Source organism: Halomonas sp. BN3-1, assembly GCF_003056325.1.
GTDB classification, from domain to species: domain Bacteria; phylum Pseudomonadota; class Gammaproteobacteria; order Pseudomonadales; family Halomonadaceae; genus Halomonas; species Halomonas litopenaei.
Map to the genome: position 1 here is coordinate 36,109 of NZ_PYVV01000020.1, position 14,741 is coordinate 50,849.

Annotated in this window: 15 protein-coding genes and 1 pseudogene; 5 read left to right on the plus strand and 11 right to left on the minus strand. The window is 62.7% G+C overall.

The window, feature by feature from the left end; genetic code table 11:
- Positions 1-9 precede the first annotated feature (9 nt).
- From C9F12_RS20925 to merT, 6 genes and pseudogenes are all read right to left on the minus strand, one after another.
- Positions 10-459: a hypothetical protein gene (locus C9F12_RS20925; RefSeq protein WP_108450084.1), complete on the minus strand. Its 450-nt coding sequence runs from the start codon at positions 457-459 to the stop codon at positions 10-12.
- Positions 460-513: 54 nt separating this feature from the next.
- Positions 514-828, minus strand: a complete 315-nt coding sequence (locus C9F12_RS20930; RefSeq protein WP_201771152.1) for a metalloregulator ArsR/SmtB family transcription factor — start codon at positions 826-828, stop codon at positions 514-516.
- Positions 829-898: 70 nt separating this feature from the next.
- Positions 899-2,287, minus strand: a pseudogene (merA, locus tag C9F12_RS20935) (mercury(II) reductase); the annotation flags it as partial.
- 10 nt (positions 2,288-2,297) lie between these two features.
- Entirely contained in the window at positions 2,298-2,555 is a 258-nt protein-coding gene (merF, locus tag C9F12_RS20940) for a mercury resistance system transport protein MerF (protein ID WP_045993863.1), read from the minus strand.
- A gap of 2 nt (positions 2,556-2,557) precedes the next feature.
- Entirely contained in the window at positions 2,558-2,854 is a 297-nt protein-coding gene (gene merP, locus C9F12_RS20945; RefSeq protein ID WP_108450086.1) for a mercury resistance system periplasmic binding protein MerP, read from the minus strand.
- Between the two features lie 12 nt (positions 2,855-2,866).
- Positions 2,867-3,217, minus strand: coding sequence for a mercuric ion transporter MerT (merT, locus tag C9F12_RS20950; RefSeq protein WP_045993861.1), 351 nt, complete (start codon positions 3,215-3,217; stop codon positions 2,867-2,869).
- A gap of 71 nt (positions 3,218-3,288) precedes the next feature.
- Here merT and merR point away from each other — a divergent pair, with 71 nt between their 5' ends.
- On the plus strand, positions 3,289-3,696 hold the full coding sequence (gene merR / locus C9F12_RS20955; RefSeq protein WP_045993860.1) for an Hg(II)-responsive transcriptional regulator: 408 nt from the start codon (positions 3,289-3,291) through the stop codon (positions 3,694-3,696).
- Between the two features lie 868 nt (positions 3,697-4,564).
- Here the strand turns inward: merR and C9F12_RS20960 are convergent.
- The 3 genes from C9F12_RS20960 to C9F12_RS20970 all read right to left on the minus strand — a co-directional run bounded on the left by C9F12_RS20960 (position 4,565) and on the right by C9F12_RS20970 (position 8,221).
- Entirely contained in the window at positions 4,565-5,635 is a 1,071-nt protein-coding gene (locus C9F12_RS20960; RefSeq protein WP_108450087.1) for an IS256 family transposase, read from the minus strand.
- 128 nt (positions 5,636-5,763) lie between these two features.
- Positions 5,764-6,984: a site-specific integrase gene (locus C9F12_RS20965; RefSeq protein ID WP_035414229.1), complete on the minus strand. Its 1,221-nt coding sequence runs from the start codon at positions 6,982-6,984 to the stop codon at positions 5,764-5,766.
- A 373-nt stretch (positions 6,985-7,357) separates the two neighbouring features.
- Positions 7,358-8,221, minus strand: a complete 864-nt coding sequence (locus C9F12_RS20970) for a YicC/YloC family endoribonuclease (protein WP_108450088.1) — start codon at positions 8,219-8,221, stop codon at positions 7,358-7,360.
- A 223-nt stretch (positions 8,222-8,444) separates the two neighbouring features.
- Between C9F12_RS20970 and rph the strand changes: the two genes are divergently transcribed.
- Complete coding sequence (gene rph, locus C9F12_RS20975) at positions 8,445-9,182, plus strand: ribonuclease PH (protein WP_045992108.1); 738 nt, start codon at positions 8,445-8,447, stop codon at positions 9,180-9,182.
- Between the two features lie 109 nt (positions 9,183-9,291).
- Here rph and C9F12_RS20980 read toward each other — a convergent pair whose 3' ends face one another.
- Positions 9,292-10,059, minus strand: coding sequence for an exodeoxyribonuclease III (locus C9F12_RS20980; RefSeq protein WP_045992107.1), 768 nt, complete (start codon positions 10,057-10,059; stop codon positions 9,292-9,294).
- 118 nt (positions 10,060-10,177) lie between these two features.
- Here C9F12_RS20980 and pyrE point away from each other — a divergent pair, with 118 nt between their 5' ends.
- The 3 genes from pyrE to rep all read left to right on the plus strand — a co-directional run bounded on the left by pyrE (position 10,178) and on the right by rep (position 13,529).
- A complete protein-coding gene (gene pyrE, locus C9F12_RS20985; protein WP_108450100.1) occupies positions 10,178-10,867 on the plus strand; it encodes an orotate phosphoribosyltransferase in 690 nt (229 codons plus the stop codon).
- A gap of 98 nt (positions 10,868-10,965) precedes the next feature.
- On the plus strand, positions 10,966-11,466 hold the full coding sequence (gene trmL, locus C9F12_RS20990) for a tRNA (uridine(34)/cytosine(34)/5-carboxymethylaminomethyluridine(34)-2'-O)-methyltransferase TrmL (protein WP_108131999.1): 501 nt from the start codon (positions 10,966-10,968) through the stop codon (positions 11,464-11,466).
- Positions 11,463-13,529 carry a DNA helicase Rep gene (rep, locus tag C9F12_RS20995; RefSeq protein WP_108450089.1) on the plus strand — a complete coding sequence of 689 codons (2,067 nt, stop codon included), beginning with the start codon at positions 11,463-11,465 and terminating at the stop codon, positions 13,527-13,529. Before trmL ends, rep begins: the two co-directional genes overlap by 4 nt.
- Before the next feature lie 152 nt (positions 13,530-13,681).
- Here rep and C9F12_RS21000 read toward each other — a convergent pair whose 3' ends face one another.
- Entirely contained in the window at positions 13,682-14,536 is an 855-nt protein-coding gene (locus C9F12_RS21000; RefSeq protein WP_240184317.1) for a c-type cytochrome, read from the minus strand.
- Positions 14,537-14,741 lie beyond the last annotated feature (205 nt).

The following is a 14,741-nucleotide window of genomic DNA, read 5'->3' on the forward strand; positions in this document are numbered from 1 at the left end:
TCTCCGGGCTCAGGCGTGAGACGGCTTGGCAACGTAGCGGTCCAGTCCCCACAGTAGCAGGCCGAACAGCAGGTGCGGCAGGGCGGACGCCGGGATCAGCTGGGGACCGATCGCCAGGCCGGCGAACCCCCAGCCCACCACGGGGAAGAACACCACCAGGATCACCCCCCATAGCACGGCGGCCAGGCCCAGCGCGGTCGGTAGGGTCTTGCGCGGGAAATAGCGCACGAACACCCCCGACCAGAAAGTCACGTAGGCCGTATGGAAGAGCTGGCCGACTGGCAACGGCAGAGACCGCCCTAGCAGAGTCTCGGCGAAGGCCAGGGAAGGTGGCTGCGGGAAGGGCGATACGCCGGCTTTCAGCAATGTCACCATCACGATGGCGGTCAGCGCCGACACCGCGATGCCGATGCCGATAGACCTGAGCCAAGAAGGTTTGGCGCGAGTGGTTTGGATCATCTTGCGCTCCTCTTGATGACGTTGATGAGTGATCTTTGAGAAACCGGCGGCACCTTACCGGCTGCCGGAGGTGGGGCAGCGGGGGCCACAGCTGGCGTCTGACTCACGACAGCAAGCGCCGACCAGGTGGTCCGTCATTGCCAGCAAGGCGTCGAACTCCGCGCGGTAATAGACGAACTGGCCCTCACGGCGCGACGCAACCAGGCCTGCGACCGCGAGTTTCTGCAAGTGGAAGGTCAGTGCATTCGGCGCCGTACCCAGCCGCTCGGCGAGCTTGCCTGCCGCCAGGCCGGCAGGCCCTGCCGCCGCTAGCTGACGAATGGCCGCCAGGCGGACGGGGTGAGCAAGAGCGGCTAGCTTGGCTGCCACGAGGTCATCATCATATTGGTCCATGATTCAACGTTAGATGAAACAATGATTTCATGCAATATTGAAATCATTACCCCGCACAGCAGGACAACTGCGTCACGTCCTTGGTGAAGGTCTGGGCGCAGAGCTTGAGGCCTTCCACCATGGTCAGGTAGGGGAACAGCTCATCGCCGATGGCCTGTACCGTCATGCGCGCGCGGAGTGCCATCACTGCCGTCTGGATCAGCTCGCCGGCGTCCCCCGCCACCGCCTGCACCCCCAGCAACCGCCCCGAGTCGCGTTCGGCCACCATCTTGATGAAACCACCGGTGTCGAAATTGACCAGCGCACGCGGCACGTTCTCCAGATCGAGCACGCGGGTCTCCACGTCAAAGCCCTGCTCGAGTGCCTGGGCTTCCGTGAGGCCGACGGTGGCCACCTGGGGATCGGTGAAGATCACCTCCGGCATGGCGCTGAGGTCTAGGGTGGCATCGCCCCCGGTCATGTTGACGGCGGCCCGACTGCCCCCGGCGGCGGCGACATAGACGAACTCCGGCTGATCGGTGCAGTCACCGGCGGCATAGAGGCTCGGTACCGTGGTTTGCAGGTGCTCATCCACCAGAATCGCCCCGCGCACGGTTTCCACGCCGATGCTCGCCAGGTTCAGGGCCTCGGTATTGGGTGTCCGTCCGGTGGCCACCAGCAGTTGGTCCGCACGAAGGGTCCCGGCGTTGGTGTCCAGCACGAACTCGCCATTGGTATAGTCCACGCGGCTGGCCTGGGACTGATTGAGCACCTCGATGCCCTCGCAGTAGAAGGCTGCCTCTACGGCCTCACCCACCGCCGGGTCTTCCTGGGAGAGCAGACGGCTGCGGGCCAGCACCGTGACCCGGCTGCCCAGCCGGGCGAAGGCCTGGGCCAGTTCCAAGGCCACCACCGAGGCCCCGATCACGATCAGCTGTTCGGGAAGGGTGTCCAGGGCCAGTGCGCTGGTGGAGGTTAGGTATGGGGTATCGGCCAGGCCCGGCACCGGCGGCTCTGCCGGTCGGGCGCCGGTGCCGATGAAGGCGCGATCGAAGCGGACGGTTTGCTCGCCGCCCTCATTCAGCGTGACCGTCAGGCTATGGGCATCGACGAACCGCGCCTCCCCCTTCAGGACCGTGATGGCCGGGTGGTCGCGGAGTATGCCTTCATACTTGGCATCGCGCAGTTCCTCGACACGCCGCTGTTGCTGCTCGAGCAGCTTGGCCCGATCTACCACCGGCGCTTGGCTGCTCAGGCCGGCATCGAAGGGGCTTTCCGTGCGCCAGTGGGCGATATGGGCCGCGCGAATCATGATCTTGGAAGGTACACAGCCGGTGTTGACGCAGGTGCCGCCGAGGGTGCCGCGTTCTATCAGGGTGATGCGGGCGCCGCGTTCGGCGGCCTTTAGAGCCGCCGCCATGGCGGCTCCACCGCTGCCGATCACCGCGATGTGCGGGTTCTTGTCATCACTCATGAGGGGAATTCCTTGAATCGGTAGAGGCGTTGTCACCCCAGGCGTCGTATTGCTTCTTGCGCCATAGCGCATAGAGGGTCAGGCCGATGAAGAAGGCCAGGGCAGGAAGCAGCACCACGTCCAGATAGCCGGTCAGTGCCGCCAGGCCAACGGTGCCAAGCAGGATCACCAGGATGGGTGTAAAGCAGCACAGCGCCATCAGGACGGTGCCAATCACGCTTGCGCGCAGCAGGGTCTTGGGGTTCTTCATGGTCACTCCCGATCCGCTTCCGAGGGTGTCGGGGATGAGGGGTAGCCGGCGTTGGTGGTGGCTTCGGTCAATGCTTCGACGGACGTTCGTGAATCGTCGAAGGTGACCACCGCCTCACGATCCGGGTAGCTCACATCGACTTGCGAGACGCCGTCTACCTTGTTGAGGGCGGCCTTGACGGTGAGAGGGCAAGCGGCACAGGTCATGCCCGGCACCGACAACGTCACGGTCTGCGGGGCGGCCCAGGCCGACGTAGCGAGCGTCGCGGAAAGCACAATACAGGCAGCGAGTCGTTTCATGGTGATCTCCTCTTAATAGAACAGGGGCAGGAGGTAAGGAAACAGCAGCGCGATCAGCACCAAGGCAGCGACGATCCAGAAGATGGCTTTATACGTCGTGCGAACCTGTGGCATCGCGCAGGTTTCGTCTGGCTTACAAGCGGTGGCAGGCCGGTAGATTCGGCGCCAGGCGAAAAACAACGCCACCAGTGCCACTCCCACGAAGAACGGGCGATAGGGTTCCAGGGCCGTCAGGTTGCCGATCCAGACGCCCGAGAAGCCCAGTGCGACCAGCACAAGCGGCCCGAGACAGCAGGTCGAAGCGAGGATCGCAGCGAGGCCGCCGGCTGCCAGGGCACCACGACCGTTCTTGGATTCCGGCATGAGATTGTCCTTCTGAATTCTTGGTCGATACGCTAACGTTACTTCCGTAGTCAACTACGGAGTCAAGCTCGATGAATGAGGCACCGGAAAATCTGACCATCGGCACCTTTGCCCAAGCGGCCGGGGTCAATGTGGAAACGATCCGCTTCTATCAGCACAGGGGGTTGTTGCCGACGCCGGAGCGCCCTCCTGGCGGCATCCGGCGCTATGGCAGCGCCGACGTGGCGCGCGTGAAATTCGTGAAAGCGGCGCAGCGGCTGGGATTCAGCCTGGACGAGATCGGGCAGCTACTGGCTCTGGAGGATGGTGCTCATTGCAGCGAGGCGGCGGAACTGGCGTCACAGCGGCTTGACGACGTGCGCGCCCGGCTGGCTGATCTGACCCGCATCGAGGTCGCCTTATCCCGGCTGGTCGATGAATGCCATGTGCATCAAGGGAAGGTGTCGTGCCCGCTGATCGCCGCCCTGCATGACTGGTAGGTCATGCAGGGGCTCGTCGTTGTGGTGCTGCCAGCTTCTGACATTCCATGCAGCCATCTTTTGAAACTTACAGTCTTGAAGAACTCCGACATGCGATGCAGCGAAGACCTTGACAGCTGTTGGGGGCCAGCAGGGCTTCCATGATGGAGTTGATACGTCTGTTGGGTGAAAATTTCATGCTTGGCCTCCCAAGTTAGTGGGCTGTGGATAGAGATGGCGACGTTATTGCGCCGTGCCGCCCTGTGCGGCGTTTTATGTCGCTACCTAATGATTTCCGTATCTCACAGCATAAAAGCGGCTCTGGGCCGCTCAGCGCCATTTCGTGGGAAAGAGGGTGGTGATCGAGACGATATGTCGCCTCTACTGTCTCGGCCGTGTAGTCGCCTAGCTTGAGAAGCCTGAGGTATCACCGCTAACGAGGGGGATCGGGAAGAGCGGGTGCCGGAGGTCCGTGTGATAGGCTTTGCGAGATATTCGATGGCGAAAAGGCACGAGGTAGGGAATGACGGATCATAGTCAGGATAACCACGAGTCTCATACAGTGGGACACGAGGGAGCTAGTACCAGGCACCGGCGGCAGAGGTTTGGCCTGAGTGAGCATTGGCGTGAGCAAGCTAGGAAGGTGGCTTCTGATGAGCTTGATGATGCCGCAGAGACTTCACCTATGCCCGATACAGGACCTTCTTTTTCGTTTCCCAATGCATCACACGATGATGAGCCACCGGTCACTGTGAAGTCGCTCTTTCACGACCCCGAAACTCAGAGCGTACTCAATGCACCTTGGCCCTAAAGCCCATCGGAACCTGTGTTAAGCAATGAGCCTGTTGCTGCTCGTTTTGGAGTTATCGTCAAATCTGGTGGATGGCGGTCAGGCCGCATTCCTGTCTGATTGATCGGCTACCTGCTCCCCGTCCTGGAACTTGACGTTGCTGACGACCAGCTCCAACTTCTGGAAGTGCTTGATCCGCCTCCAGCGTTTCTGGGCAGTCTGGAGCAGTTTGAAGACCATCGCCAGGGTCGTATCCCGGGAGCCGCAGTTCCGGCTGCGCTTCGTCCTCAGACGGACCGTGGCGAAGGTCGACTCGATCGGGTTGGTAGTGCGGATGTGCACCCAGTGCTCTGCCGGAAAGTCGTAGAACGCCAGCAGTTCATCCCGATCCTTGGCCAGGCATTCCATCGCCTGGGGGTACTGGGCGCCAAAGCGCTTCAGCGTGCGGTCGAAGGCCTGATGGGCTGCCTCGCGCGTCTCAGCCATCCAGATCTCGTGAAGGTCGGCCTTGACCTTGGGCTGCACCGACTTGGGCAGCTTGTTCAGCACATTGGCGGTCTTGTGAACCCAGCAACGCTGGTGCGCCGTGGCTGGATAGATCTTGCTCAGTGCCTTCCAGAAGCCCAACGCACCGTCGCCGATCGCCAGCTTGGGGGATTCCGTCAGGCCACGCTCTCGCAGGCCCGTGAGCAGCTCTTTCCAGCTGGCTTCCGACTCGCGATGGCCATCCTCGACGGCAACCAGTTCCTTGCGGCCATGTGCCGTGACGCCAACGATCACCAGCAAACACAGGCGGTCATCCAGACGCACGTTGCTGTAGACGCCATCGGCCCACCAGTAGACGTAACGGCGGTCCGCCAGATCCCGCTGACACCAGGCCTTGCGTTCGTCTAACCACTGGGCCTTCAATCGCGAGACCGTGTTGGCCGACAGGCCCTTCGCCTGGTCACCCAGCAGAGCCGACAGAGCCTCCTGATAATCGTCGGTGGAGATGCCCTTGAGATAGAGCCAGGGAATCAGCTCCTCGACGCTGCGGGCCCGCTTCAGGTAGGGCGGCAACAGGGTGCTGTTGAAGCAGGCCTTGCCGCCACTCCGGTCCCGTACCTTGGGCACCTTGACGGTGACCTCGGGTTCTGGCTGCGATAGGGCTCGGAGGGCAGAATCGGTCATGGCGTATCCACTCGTGTTGATTGAGATCTTGGTCGTGATCAATCAACAGGATACGCCACCCTTCCGACCTCCTCCCGTACACCAGAAATCACCATAGCTCGTTGGTGTGTAGAAATTTACGTTGTGAGTTAGGGAAGATTTATTGCAGGGCCAAGAAGATTTGCGACCTTGATAATCGCTTCTTTTCGCTCGTCGAAGTAGTCGTAACGGTCGTAGATGCCTTCGACGCCCTTGAGCTTGTGATTCAAGCAACGCTCCGCGACATGCCCCGGTACACCAACGGCAGCGAGCAAGCTGCGGCAGGTGCGGCGTAGATCATGCACAGTAAACTCGGTGATATCGCCCATCCGGTTCTCTGGTTGCGGCTTCTTGCCAGGCTCCTTGCCAAATAGCTTGGCAATGGCACGATTCAGCGTGTCTTTGCCCATGTGGGCCCGCTTACTGCTGCGGCGATTAGGAAAGACATAGTCCGAGCCGCAGGCACGGATCTTGAGCTCTTCCAGCCAGCCGATGGTTTGCGGTGGGAGGGGAATGACGATCCCGGCGCCTGTCTTACTGCGCTCACCGCTCAGGTTCCACCGGCCGTTCTTAAGGTCGAATTCTGACCACTGGGCTTCGGTAAGTTCGGTCTTACGTACCCCCAGGACGAGCAGTAGCGCGCAGGCGAGGTAGTTGTCGCGGCTGAAGCTGTCGCTATTGTCTCTGAAGGCTTGGAAAACGTTGCGAATCTCATCGAGGCTCAAAACCCTATCGCGGCTTTTCTCAATACCGCCTGCGTCGTTGACGTTGAAAGCGGATGCTGGGTTGTAAGTTAAAATTCCCAGTTTTATGGCGTGGTTGAACATCTGTTTAAGATACATCAGTGTGTCATTAGCTATTGTCGGCCTACCGCTATTTGTTACTCTTCTAATTATTTCACGGATATCAATTGGGGTGACAGCATCCAGCGATCTACCCCCGATGAGGGGCGCCACTTCTTTTTTGTATATCCGCTTTGGGATAGCTGGGTGCTTGAGTCTTCTCTCTAGCTCTGGGTACCAGTCAGCAAACAGGTCCTCCACTGTCCTGATCAAGGCTTGGCTATCGCGTTTGCGTTCCTCGATGGGGTCAAGGCCTTCGCGTATAGACTTCTGGTTTTCAACCGCTTTCGTCCGAGCCTCGGCGAGAGAGAGGTGGGCATGTTTGCCCAGCGTCATCTCACGCCGCTTGCCAAACAGCGTGTATCGCAACATCCAGTAAGGAGTTCCTTTCCTCGGTATCATCAGGTATAGGCCGTTGCCGTCGCTGTAGCGCCCTGCTTTACCCTCCTTGACAAGCGACTGGCTCTTCTTGGCGGTAAGGCTTCCCATTATTTCCTCTCGTCCCCGCGGAAAATAAAACAAACGACCGTTTGATAACTACTCGGGCTAGGCTTGGGCTAGATAGTCGGCTTAATGTCATATGAGCTCGTCACTGGCGCCTAGTGGGCCTTTTTCCAACGGCATTTAGAGTGCCAGCGGGCACCCCCCCACTTGCTCCCGGTCATGCACTCGGATCGACATAGCTGGGGAGTATCTGTAAGGGTATGTGTCGGAGGGAGGAGAGGCAATACTTTTTCTCCCCGTTTTACTCCCCTATATGATCTGGATTTCCGGGGAAGTTGGTGGAACTTGGTGGACTTCTTGCACCTTTTTTACATTTAAAAACAGTGGTTTAATGGTTTTTGATGGCCTTTGGTGGATTCTACTCGATGTTCTGAATCTGCTCGCGCATCTGCTCGATAAGCACCTTCAATTCCACCGCGCAGCGGGTGGTGTCGGCGACCACGGACTTGGACGACAGGGTGTTGGCCTCGCGGTTCAGCTCCTGCATCAGGAAGTCCAGGCGACGGCCGATGGGGCCTTTCTGCTTAAGCTGGCGGCCGACTTCGGTGACGTGGGTATCGAGGCGGTCGAGCTCCTCGGCGACGTCGGCCTTCTGGGCCATCAGCACCACCTCGGCCTCGAGCCGGTGGGGGTCGAGCTCGACATTGAGGTTGGCGAGCTTCTCCTCGAGCTGGGTGCGCTGGCGTTCGAGAATCAGCGGCATCCTTTCGCGTACCTCGGCCACCAGCTCATGGATGGCCGTCAGGCGTTCCTCGATCAGCGCCTTGAGCTGCTCGCCTTCCCGGGCGCGGCCTTCCACCAGGTCATTCAGGGCCTGCTTGAACATCTGGTTGGCTGCTTGCTTGACCGCGTCCATATCGAGTCCACCGCCTTCGAGCACCCCAGGATGGCCGAGCATGGCCAGGGCGTCGGGCATGTGCACCTCGGGCAGGGTGGCGCGTACCTCGGCCAGTGCCGATGACAGGGCGGCGAGGCGCTCGTGGTTGACGCTCAGGCTGTCGCTCTTGTCGCTGGCATCGAAGCGCAGGGTGCACTCGATCTTGCCCCGGGCCAGGCGCTTGCGCAGGGCGTCGCGGAAGCCGGGTTCCAGGTCACGCAGGGCCTCGGGCAGACGGAAGTGCGGCTCCAGGTAGCGCTGGTTCACGCTGCGCAGCTCGAGCTGCAGGCTGCCCCACTCGGCCTCGAGGTCCTGGCGCGAAAAGGCGGTCATGCTGTGAACCATGGCGGGTCTCCTGGCGATTTCCTGGCGAATTCCTGGCGTCGGGCACGGTGGTGCCGCAGGGCCGTCGAGGGTGGGCTCGACACCGGTGAGCGCAGTGTACCCGATTCATCGGCCAAGGCGTGTAGAATGGGCGGCCTTCGTTTTCCATTCCATGATCGACGTCGTCCCCTTCGCTGCGCCAGGCGATGCCGCGGCAAGAGGCGTGTCGACCAAGAGAGGTGCCATGTCCACGGACATCCGTCGTCCCAGCGGACGCGCTTTTGACCAGACCCGCGAGATTCGTCTCACCCGTGACTACACCCGCCACGCCGAAGGCTCGGTGCTGGTCGAGTTCGGTGACACCAAGGTGCTGTGCAACGCCAGCGTCGAGGCCGGCGTGCCACGCTGGTTGCGGGGCAAGAAGCAGGGCTGGGTCACCGCCGAGTACGGCATGCTGCCGAGGGCGACCCACTCGCGCAGCGGGCGCGAGGCGTCACGCGGCAAGCAGGGCGGCCGCACCCTGGAGATCCAGCGTCTGATCGGGCGTTCGCTGCGTGCGGCGGTGAACCTGAAGAAGCTTGGCGAGTTCACTATCACCGTGGACTGCGACGTGATCCAGGCCGATGGTGGCACGCGTACCGCTTCGATTACCGGGGGCTGTGTGGCGCTGATCGACGCCATCCGCTACCTGCAGCGCGAGAAGCTGATCAAGACCGACCCCTTTTCGCAGCTGGTAAGCTCAGTATCGGTGGGGCTCTATCGCGGTCAGCCGGTGGTGGATCTCGACTACCCGGAAGACTCCAGCGCCGATACCGACATGAACGTGGTGCTGAGCGAATCCGGCGAGCTGATCGAGGTCCAGGGCACGGCGGAGTCTGGCACCTTCACCCGTGGTCAGCTCAACGCCATGCTGGATCTGGCCGAAAAGGCCGGTAACGAGCTGTTCGAGCACCAGCGTGAGGCGCTCGGCAATCGCGCCTGAGCGGTCGCCGTGACGAGATGAGTCGCATGAACGAAGGCGCCGGCCCCCTGAGGGGCCGGCGCTTTCGTGTCCGGCCCCGGACCCGGGCCAGACGGCGACGAAGGGAGGCTTACAGTTGCAGGTCGTACTCGACGATCAGCGGCGCGAACTCCGAGAAGGTGGCGTCGTAGTCGATCCAGGCGTCGGTGATATGGCGACGGAAGTTCGGCCCGACGATCTGGTAGTCCAGGCGCCAGCCCTCCTGACGGGAGCGCGGCTGATCCTGGTCCAGCGCCGGCCACCAGGTGTACTCGTCACCGTCGCGGTTGATCTCGCGGAAGGTGTCGATGAAGCCGGTGGGGCCGAACACCTGGTCCATCCAGGCGCGCTCTTCGGCCTTGAAGCCGGGCGTCGTCTGGTTGTCGGCCCAGTTGGCCAGATCGATGGTCTTGTGGGCGATGTGCCAGGTACCGCAGATGATGTACTCGCGGCGCTTGCGAGCCATCTTAGACAGGTATTCCTGGTACTGGGCCATGAACGCCTGCTTGGCGTCAGGATCGCTGCCGTCGGGCATCAGGAAGCTGGCGATCGAGAAGCGATCGTAGTCGGCCTGCAGAAAGCGTCCTTCATGGTCGCACTGGGGGAAGCCCAGGCCGTACATGATGGCCTTGGGGATCTTGCGGCAGTAGAGGCCGACCCCTGAGAAACCGTCCTGTTCGGCGTCGAGGAAGTAACCCTCGTAGCCCTCAGGATAAAGAATGCTGTCGTCCAGCTCGAAGCTTTTGGCCTTGATGTTCTGGACGCAGACAACGTCGGCGTCCTGGTTGGCGAGCCAGTCGAGAAAGCCTCGACCGACGGCCTCGCGGATGCCGTTTACATTGATGGTGGCGATTTTCATACGTGGTCCCTTTTGCGTCGCGCGTGTATGATACCCGACGTTTCGACGTTTGGGTAAATGGCCGGTCGAGAAAAACGTGATAAGGCCAGGCAATTGGACAGGAGGCCTCGTGGCTGACATGGCACCTCAACCGCCAGGCGCGGCGCGCCTTCATCCCTACCAGCGGGAGTTCATCGAGTTCGCCATCGGCGAGGGCGTGCTCAGTTTCGGTGAGTTCACCCTGAAGTCGGGGCGGGTGAGCCCGTACTTCTTCAACGCCGGCCTGTTCAAGACCGGCCGCGCCCTGGCGCGCCTCGGGCGCTTCTACGCCAAGGCCATCGAGCAAAGCGGGATCGAGGCCGACGTGCTGTTCGGTCCGGCCTACAAGGGTATTTCGCTGGCGGCGACCACCGCCGTGGCGCTGGCTGATCATCATGACCGTGATCTGCCCTTTGCGTTCAATCGCAAGGAGGCCAAGGACCACGGCGAAGGCGGCAACATCGTCGGAGCCGCGCTCGACGGTCGCATCATGATCATCGATGACGTGATCACCGCCGGTACGGCGATCCGTGAGGTGATGGGATTGATCGACGGCGCCGGCGCCGAGGCCGCCGGGGTGGTGGTGGCGCTGGATCGCCAGGAGCGCGCCAGCGACGACACCGACAAGAGCGCCATCCAGCAGGTGCAGGTCGAGTTCGGCATCCCAGTGGTCAGCATCGTCGGCCTCGACCAGGTGCTGGCCTACCTCGAACAGAGCGGGGGCGATACCCTCAAACCCCACGCCGAAGCCATCCGCGCCTACCGCGAACGCTACGGCGTCAGCGCCTGAGTCGCTATAGCTTCCTTGCGCCGAGGTCTTCCTCCCTGGAGGGCCTCGGTGATCTCCCTGCCTCACATCGTCCTCCGCCGCGATCCTGGTGATGTCCAATGCTCGACGTGGTGCTCTATCAACCCGAGATTCCGCCGAACACCGGCAATCTGATACGCCTGTGCGCCAATACCGGATTTCGCCTGCACCTTATTGAGCCGTTAGGCTTTACCCTAGACGATAAGCGCCTCAGGCGCGCGGGGCTGGACTACCATGAGTGGGCGCGGGTCCGGGTCCACGCCGACTGGCAGACGTTCATCGACGAGGTTTCGCCCTCTCGGGTCTTCGCCGTCTCGACCCGTGGGCGGCGTGGTTACCATGAGCCCGACTATCGTTCCGGCGACGCCCTGGTGTTCGGCCCCGAGACCCGTGGCCTGCCCCAGGCGATGCTCGATGCACTGCCGCCGGAGCAGCGCCTGCGCATCCCGATGCTGCCGGATAGCCGCAGCCTGAACCTGTCCAACGCCTGTGCGGTGCTGGTGTTCGAGGCCTGGCGACAACTCGATTTCGACGGCGCGGCGCGACTCGATGTCCAGCCCGGCGCCCAGGACGACGCATGAACGCACCTGTGAAGACGATCCGCGAACGTATCCGCGGCCTCAACCCGCGTCAGCGCGAGGCCGTGCACTTCATCGACGGTCCCTGCCTGGTGCTGGCCGGGGCCGGCTCCGGCAAGACCAGCGTGATCACCACCAAGATCGCCTACCTGATCCAGGAGTGTGGCATGAGCGCCCGGCGCATCGCCGCGGTGACCTTTACCAACAAGGCTGCCCGCGAGATGAAGGAGCGGGTCAGCTCGATGCTGCAGGGGCGTGAAGGCCACGGCCTGACGGTCTCGACCTTCCACACGCTCGGCCTCAACATCATCCGCGGCGAGCTCAAGGCGCTGGGCTACAAGCCGGGCTTTTCGCTGTTCGATCCGGAAGACGCCAAGGCGCTGCTGCGCGACCTGATGAACAAGGACGCCCAGGTCGACGCCGACCAGATCAATCAGGTCCAGGCGGTGATCTCCAACTGGAAGAACGACCTGATCCTGCCCGGCCAGGCGCTGTCCCACGCCGCCACCGAAGACGAGCAGTACGCCGCCCGGGTCTACGAGGCCTACGTTCGCCACCTCAAGGCCTACAACGCGGTGGACTTCGATGACCTGATCCTGCTGCCGGTGGTGTTGCTGCGCGACGACCCCGAGGCGCTGGCCCGCTGGCGGCGCAAGATCCACTACATGCTGGTGGACGAGTATCAGGACACCAACGTCAGCCAGTACATGCTGGTACGCATGCTGATGGCCGAGCGCCAGACCTTTACCGTGGTCGGCGACGATGACCAGTCGATCTACGCCTGGCGCGGTGCCCGGCCGGAGAACCTGGTGACCCTGGGCGAGGACTTTCCGCGGCTCAAGGTGATCAAGCTGGAGCAGAACTACCGCTCCACCGGCACCATCCTGCGTGCCGCCAACACCCTGATCGCCAATAACCCCCACGTCTACGACAAGACCCTGTGGTCGGACATGGGCCAGGGCGACCCGATCCGGGTGGTGGTCACGCGCCACGAGGAGGCCGAGACCGAGCGGGTCGCCAGCGAGATCCTGACCCGCCGGATCAAGGAGCGCGCCGAATGGCGCGACTTCGCGGTGCTCTACCGCGGCAACTTCCAGGCGCGCCTGCTGGAATTGAAGCTGCAGCACTACCAGATTCCCTACAAGCTGTCCGGCGGCACCTCGTTCTTCTCCCGGGGCGAGATCAAGGACGCCATGGCCTACCTGCGGCTGTTGATCAATCCGGCCGACGACAACGCCTTCCTGCGTATCGTCAACGTGCCGCGTCGCGAGATCGGCCCGACCACCCTGGAGAAGCTCGCCAACTACGCCACCGAGCGCGGCGTCTCGTTGTTCGCCGCCTGTCACGAGCTGGGGCTGGCCGAGCAGCTGCCGGCCCGCGCGGTGGAGCGCCTGACGCGGTTCACCCACTTTATCGATGGCGTGCGCCGACGCATGGATCAGGGCGATGCCATCGCCGCGATCCGCGAGATGATGCGCGAGATGGACTACGAGGCCTGGCTCTACCAGAACGCCAGCGCCCCCACCATCGCCGAGCGGCGCATGGCCAACGTGTGGATCCTGATCGACCAGCTCGAGAAGTCGATGCAGGCCGATCCGGAAGAGAACACCGCCAGCACCGATACCGAAACCGACGACGTGGAATCGGCGATCTCGCGCCTGGTATTGCGCGATATCCTCGAGCAACAGGCGGAAGAAGATGACTCGGATCGTGTGCAATTGCTGACCATGCACGCCTCCAAGGGCCTCGAGTTCCCCCACGTCTACCTGATGGGTCTCGAGGAAGAGCTGTTGCCTCACCGCAACTCCATCGAGGCCGGCACCGTGGAGGAGGAGCGCCGTCTGGCCTACGTTGGCATCACCCGTGCCCGGCGTACCCTGACCATGACGCTGGCGCGCCAGCGCAAGGCCTACGGAGAGCTGATGGACTGCGCCCCGAGCCGCTTCCTCGACGAGTTGCCGCCGGATGATCTGGAGTGGGAAGGACGCGCCGATCGGGAAGACCCCGAGCGCAAGCAGGAGCGGGGCAAGAGCGCCATCGCCGGGCTGCGCTCGCTGCTGGACTGAATCCATCCACAGCCGCTGGATCGCCACAGGCTGTGGATAAGCTCGATGGCATCAAGGCTTGGCACGACCCGAGTGCAGGACCAGGCCTCGCCAGCAGATCAACGCAAACGGGGCGCCCATGGGCGCCCCGCTGCTATATCGCGTGAGTCGATTTACTGGGTCATGTAAATGACGGCCGCCTTGATCTCGTCATCGGACAGGCTCGGGTTGCCACCCTTGGGCGGCATCGCGTTGAAGCCGTTGATGGCGTGGTCATAGAGGGTGTCCATGCCCTTGGCCAGGCGCGGCTCCCAGGCGGCGGCGTCACCGCGAACCGGGGCGCCGGCGACACCGGCTTCATGGCACGCCATGCAGATGCCGCCATATACCGCTTCACCATCGATGGCCGCCACTGCCGGGTCGACCTCGGCAGAGCCTGCATCGGCCGCAGCGGCGTCGTCGCCAGCCGCATCGGTGGCGGCAGCGTCCTCACCTGCTGCTTCTTCACCGGCAGCGGCGCTGTCGTCCGATGCTGTCTCTTCGGCGGGGGCCGCCTCGCTGGCGCCTGCGTCGCTTGACGGCACTTCCATCACCGGCTCGACCAGGTAGGCCACCGCCGCATGGACTTCTTCATCGGACAGGTTCGGGTTGCCGCCACGGGCCGGCATCGCATTGAAGCCGTTAAGAGCGTGATCCAGCAGGGTGTCGAAGCCCTTGGTGGTGCGTTCGGCCCAGGCCGCTTCGTCGCCGCGCTTGGGCGCGCCGGCTACCCCGGTGGCGTGGCAGGCCATACAGATACCGCCGTAGACGGCTTCGCCATCGACGCCACCGCCCGACGCTGCGGCGTCACCGCCGCCTGACGCGGCGGCCATGGCGCTGCCGCATTCCTGGCCTTCGAGGCACACAGAACCTACCGGGGCCAGGCGCTCGGCCATGGCGTCACGCTCGGCATCGTCCTGTGCCATCGCCTGGCCGGAGCCCAGGCTCAGGGTGATCAGACACCCCATGATCAGCTTGCTGGATTTCACTCTCACCACCTCTGTAACGGTCGCTTGATGGAAGTTATTGTTGGTGGCGCCGAGCACGGCCACCGTCCCTATCGCCGGGCGTCACGCTGTGCCGGCAGTATAGCGAGATCGCTCGAGACGGGAAAATGCCGCCCGTCGCCGGGAAGGTGGCGCTGCGGGGCTTGGGCATGGCCTTGGGTGGACACCGGCGGGTGCGCAAGGTAGG

Bases quoted from the DNA above. Each gene is read 5' to 3' on its own strand.
- C9F12_RS20925 (WP_108450084.1), bottom strand. From the start codon at position 459: ATGATCCAAACCACTCGCGCCAAACCTTCTTGGCTCAGGTCTATCGGC.
- merF (WP_045993863.1), bottom strand. From the start codon at position 2,555: ATGAAGAACCCCAAGACCCTGCTGCGCGCAAGCGTGATTGGCACCGTC.
- merP (WP_108450086.1), bottom strand. From the start codon at position 2,854: ATGAAACGACTCGCTGCCTGTATTGTGCTTTCCGCGACGCTCGCTACG.
- merT (WP_045993861.1), bottom strand. From the start codon at position 3,217: ATGCCGGAATCCAAGAACGGTCGTGGTGCCCTGGCAGCCGGCGGCCTC.
- merR (WP_045993860.1), top strand. From the start codon at position 3,289: ATGAATGAGGCACCGGAAAATCTGACCATCGGCACCTTTGCCCAAGCG.
- C9F12_RS20960 (WP_108450087.1), bottom strand. From the start codon at position 5,635: ATGACCGATTCTGCCCTCCGAGCCCTATCGCAGCCAGAACCCGAGGTC.
- C9F12_RS20965 (WP_035414229.1), bottom strand. From the start codon at position 6,984: ATGGGAAGCCTTACCGCCAAGAAGAGCCAGTCGCTTGTCAAGGAGGGT.
- C9F12_RS20970 (WP_108450088.1), bottom strand. From the start codon at position 8,221: ATGGTTCACAGCATGACCGCCTTTTCGCGCCAGGACCTCGAGGCCGAG.
- rph (WP_045992108.1), top strand. From the start codon at position 8,445: ATGTCCACGGACATCCGTCGTCCCAGCGGACGCGCTTTTGACCAGACC.
- C9F12_RS20980 (WP_045992107.1), bottom strand. From the start codon at position 10,059: ATGAAAATCGCCACCATCAATGTAAACGGCATCCGCGAGGCCGTCGGT.
- pyrE (WP_108450100.1), top strand. From the start codon at position 10,178: ATGGCACCTCAACCGCCAGGCGCGGCGCGCCTTCATCCCTACCAGCGG.
- trmL (WP_108131999.1), top strand. From the start codon at position 10,966: ATGCTCGACGTGGTGCTCTATCAACCCGAGATTCCGCCGAACACCGGC.
- rep (WP_108450089.1), top strand. From the start codon at position 11,463: ATGAACGCACCTGTGAAGACGATCCGCGAACGTATCCGCGGCCTCAAC.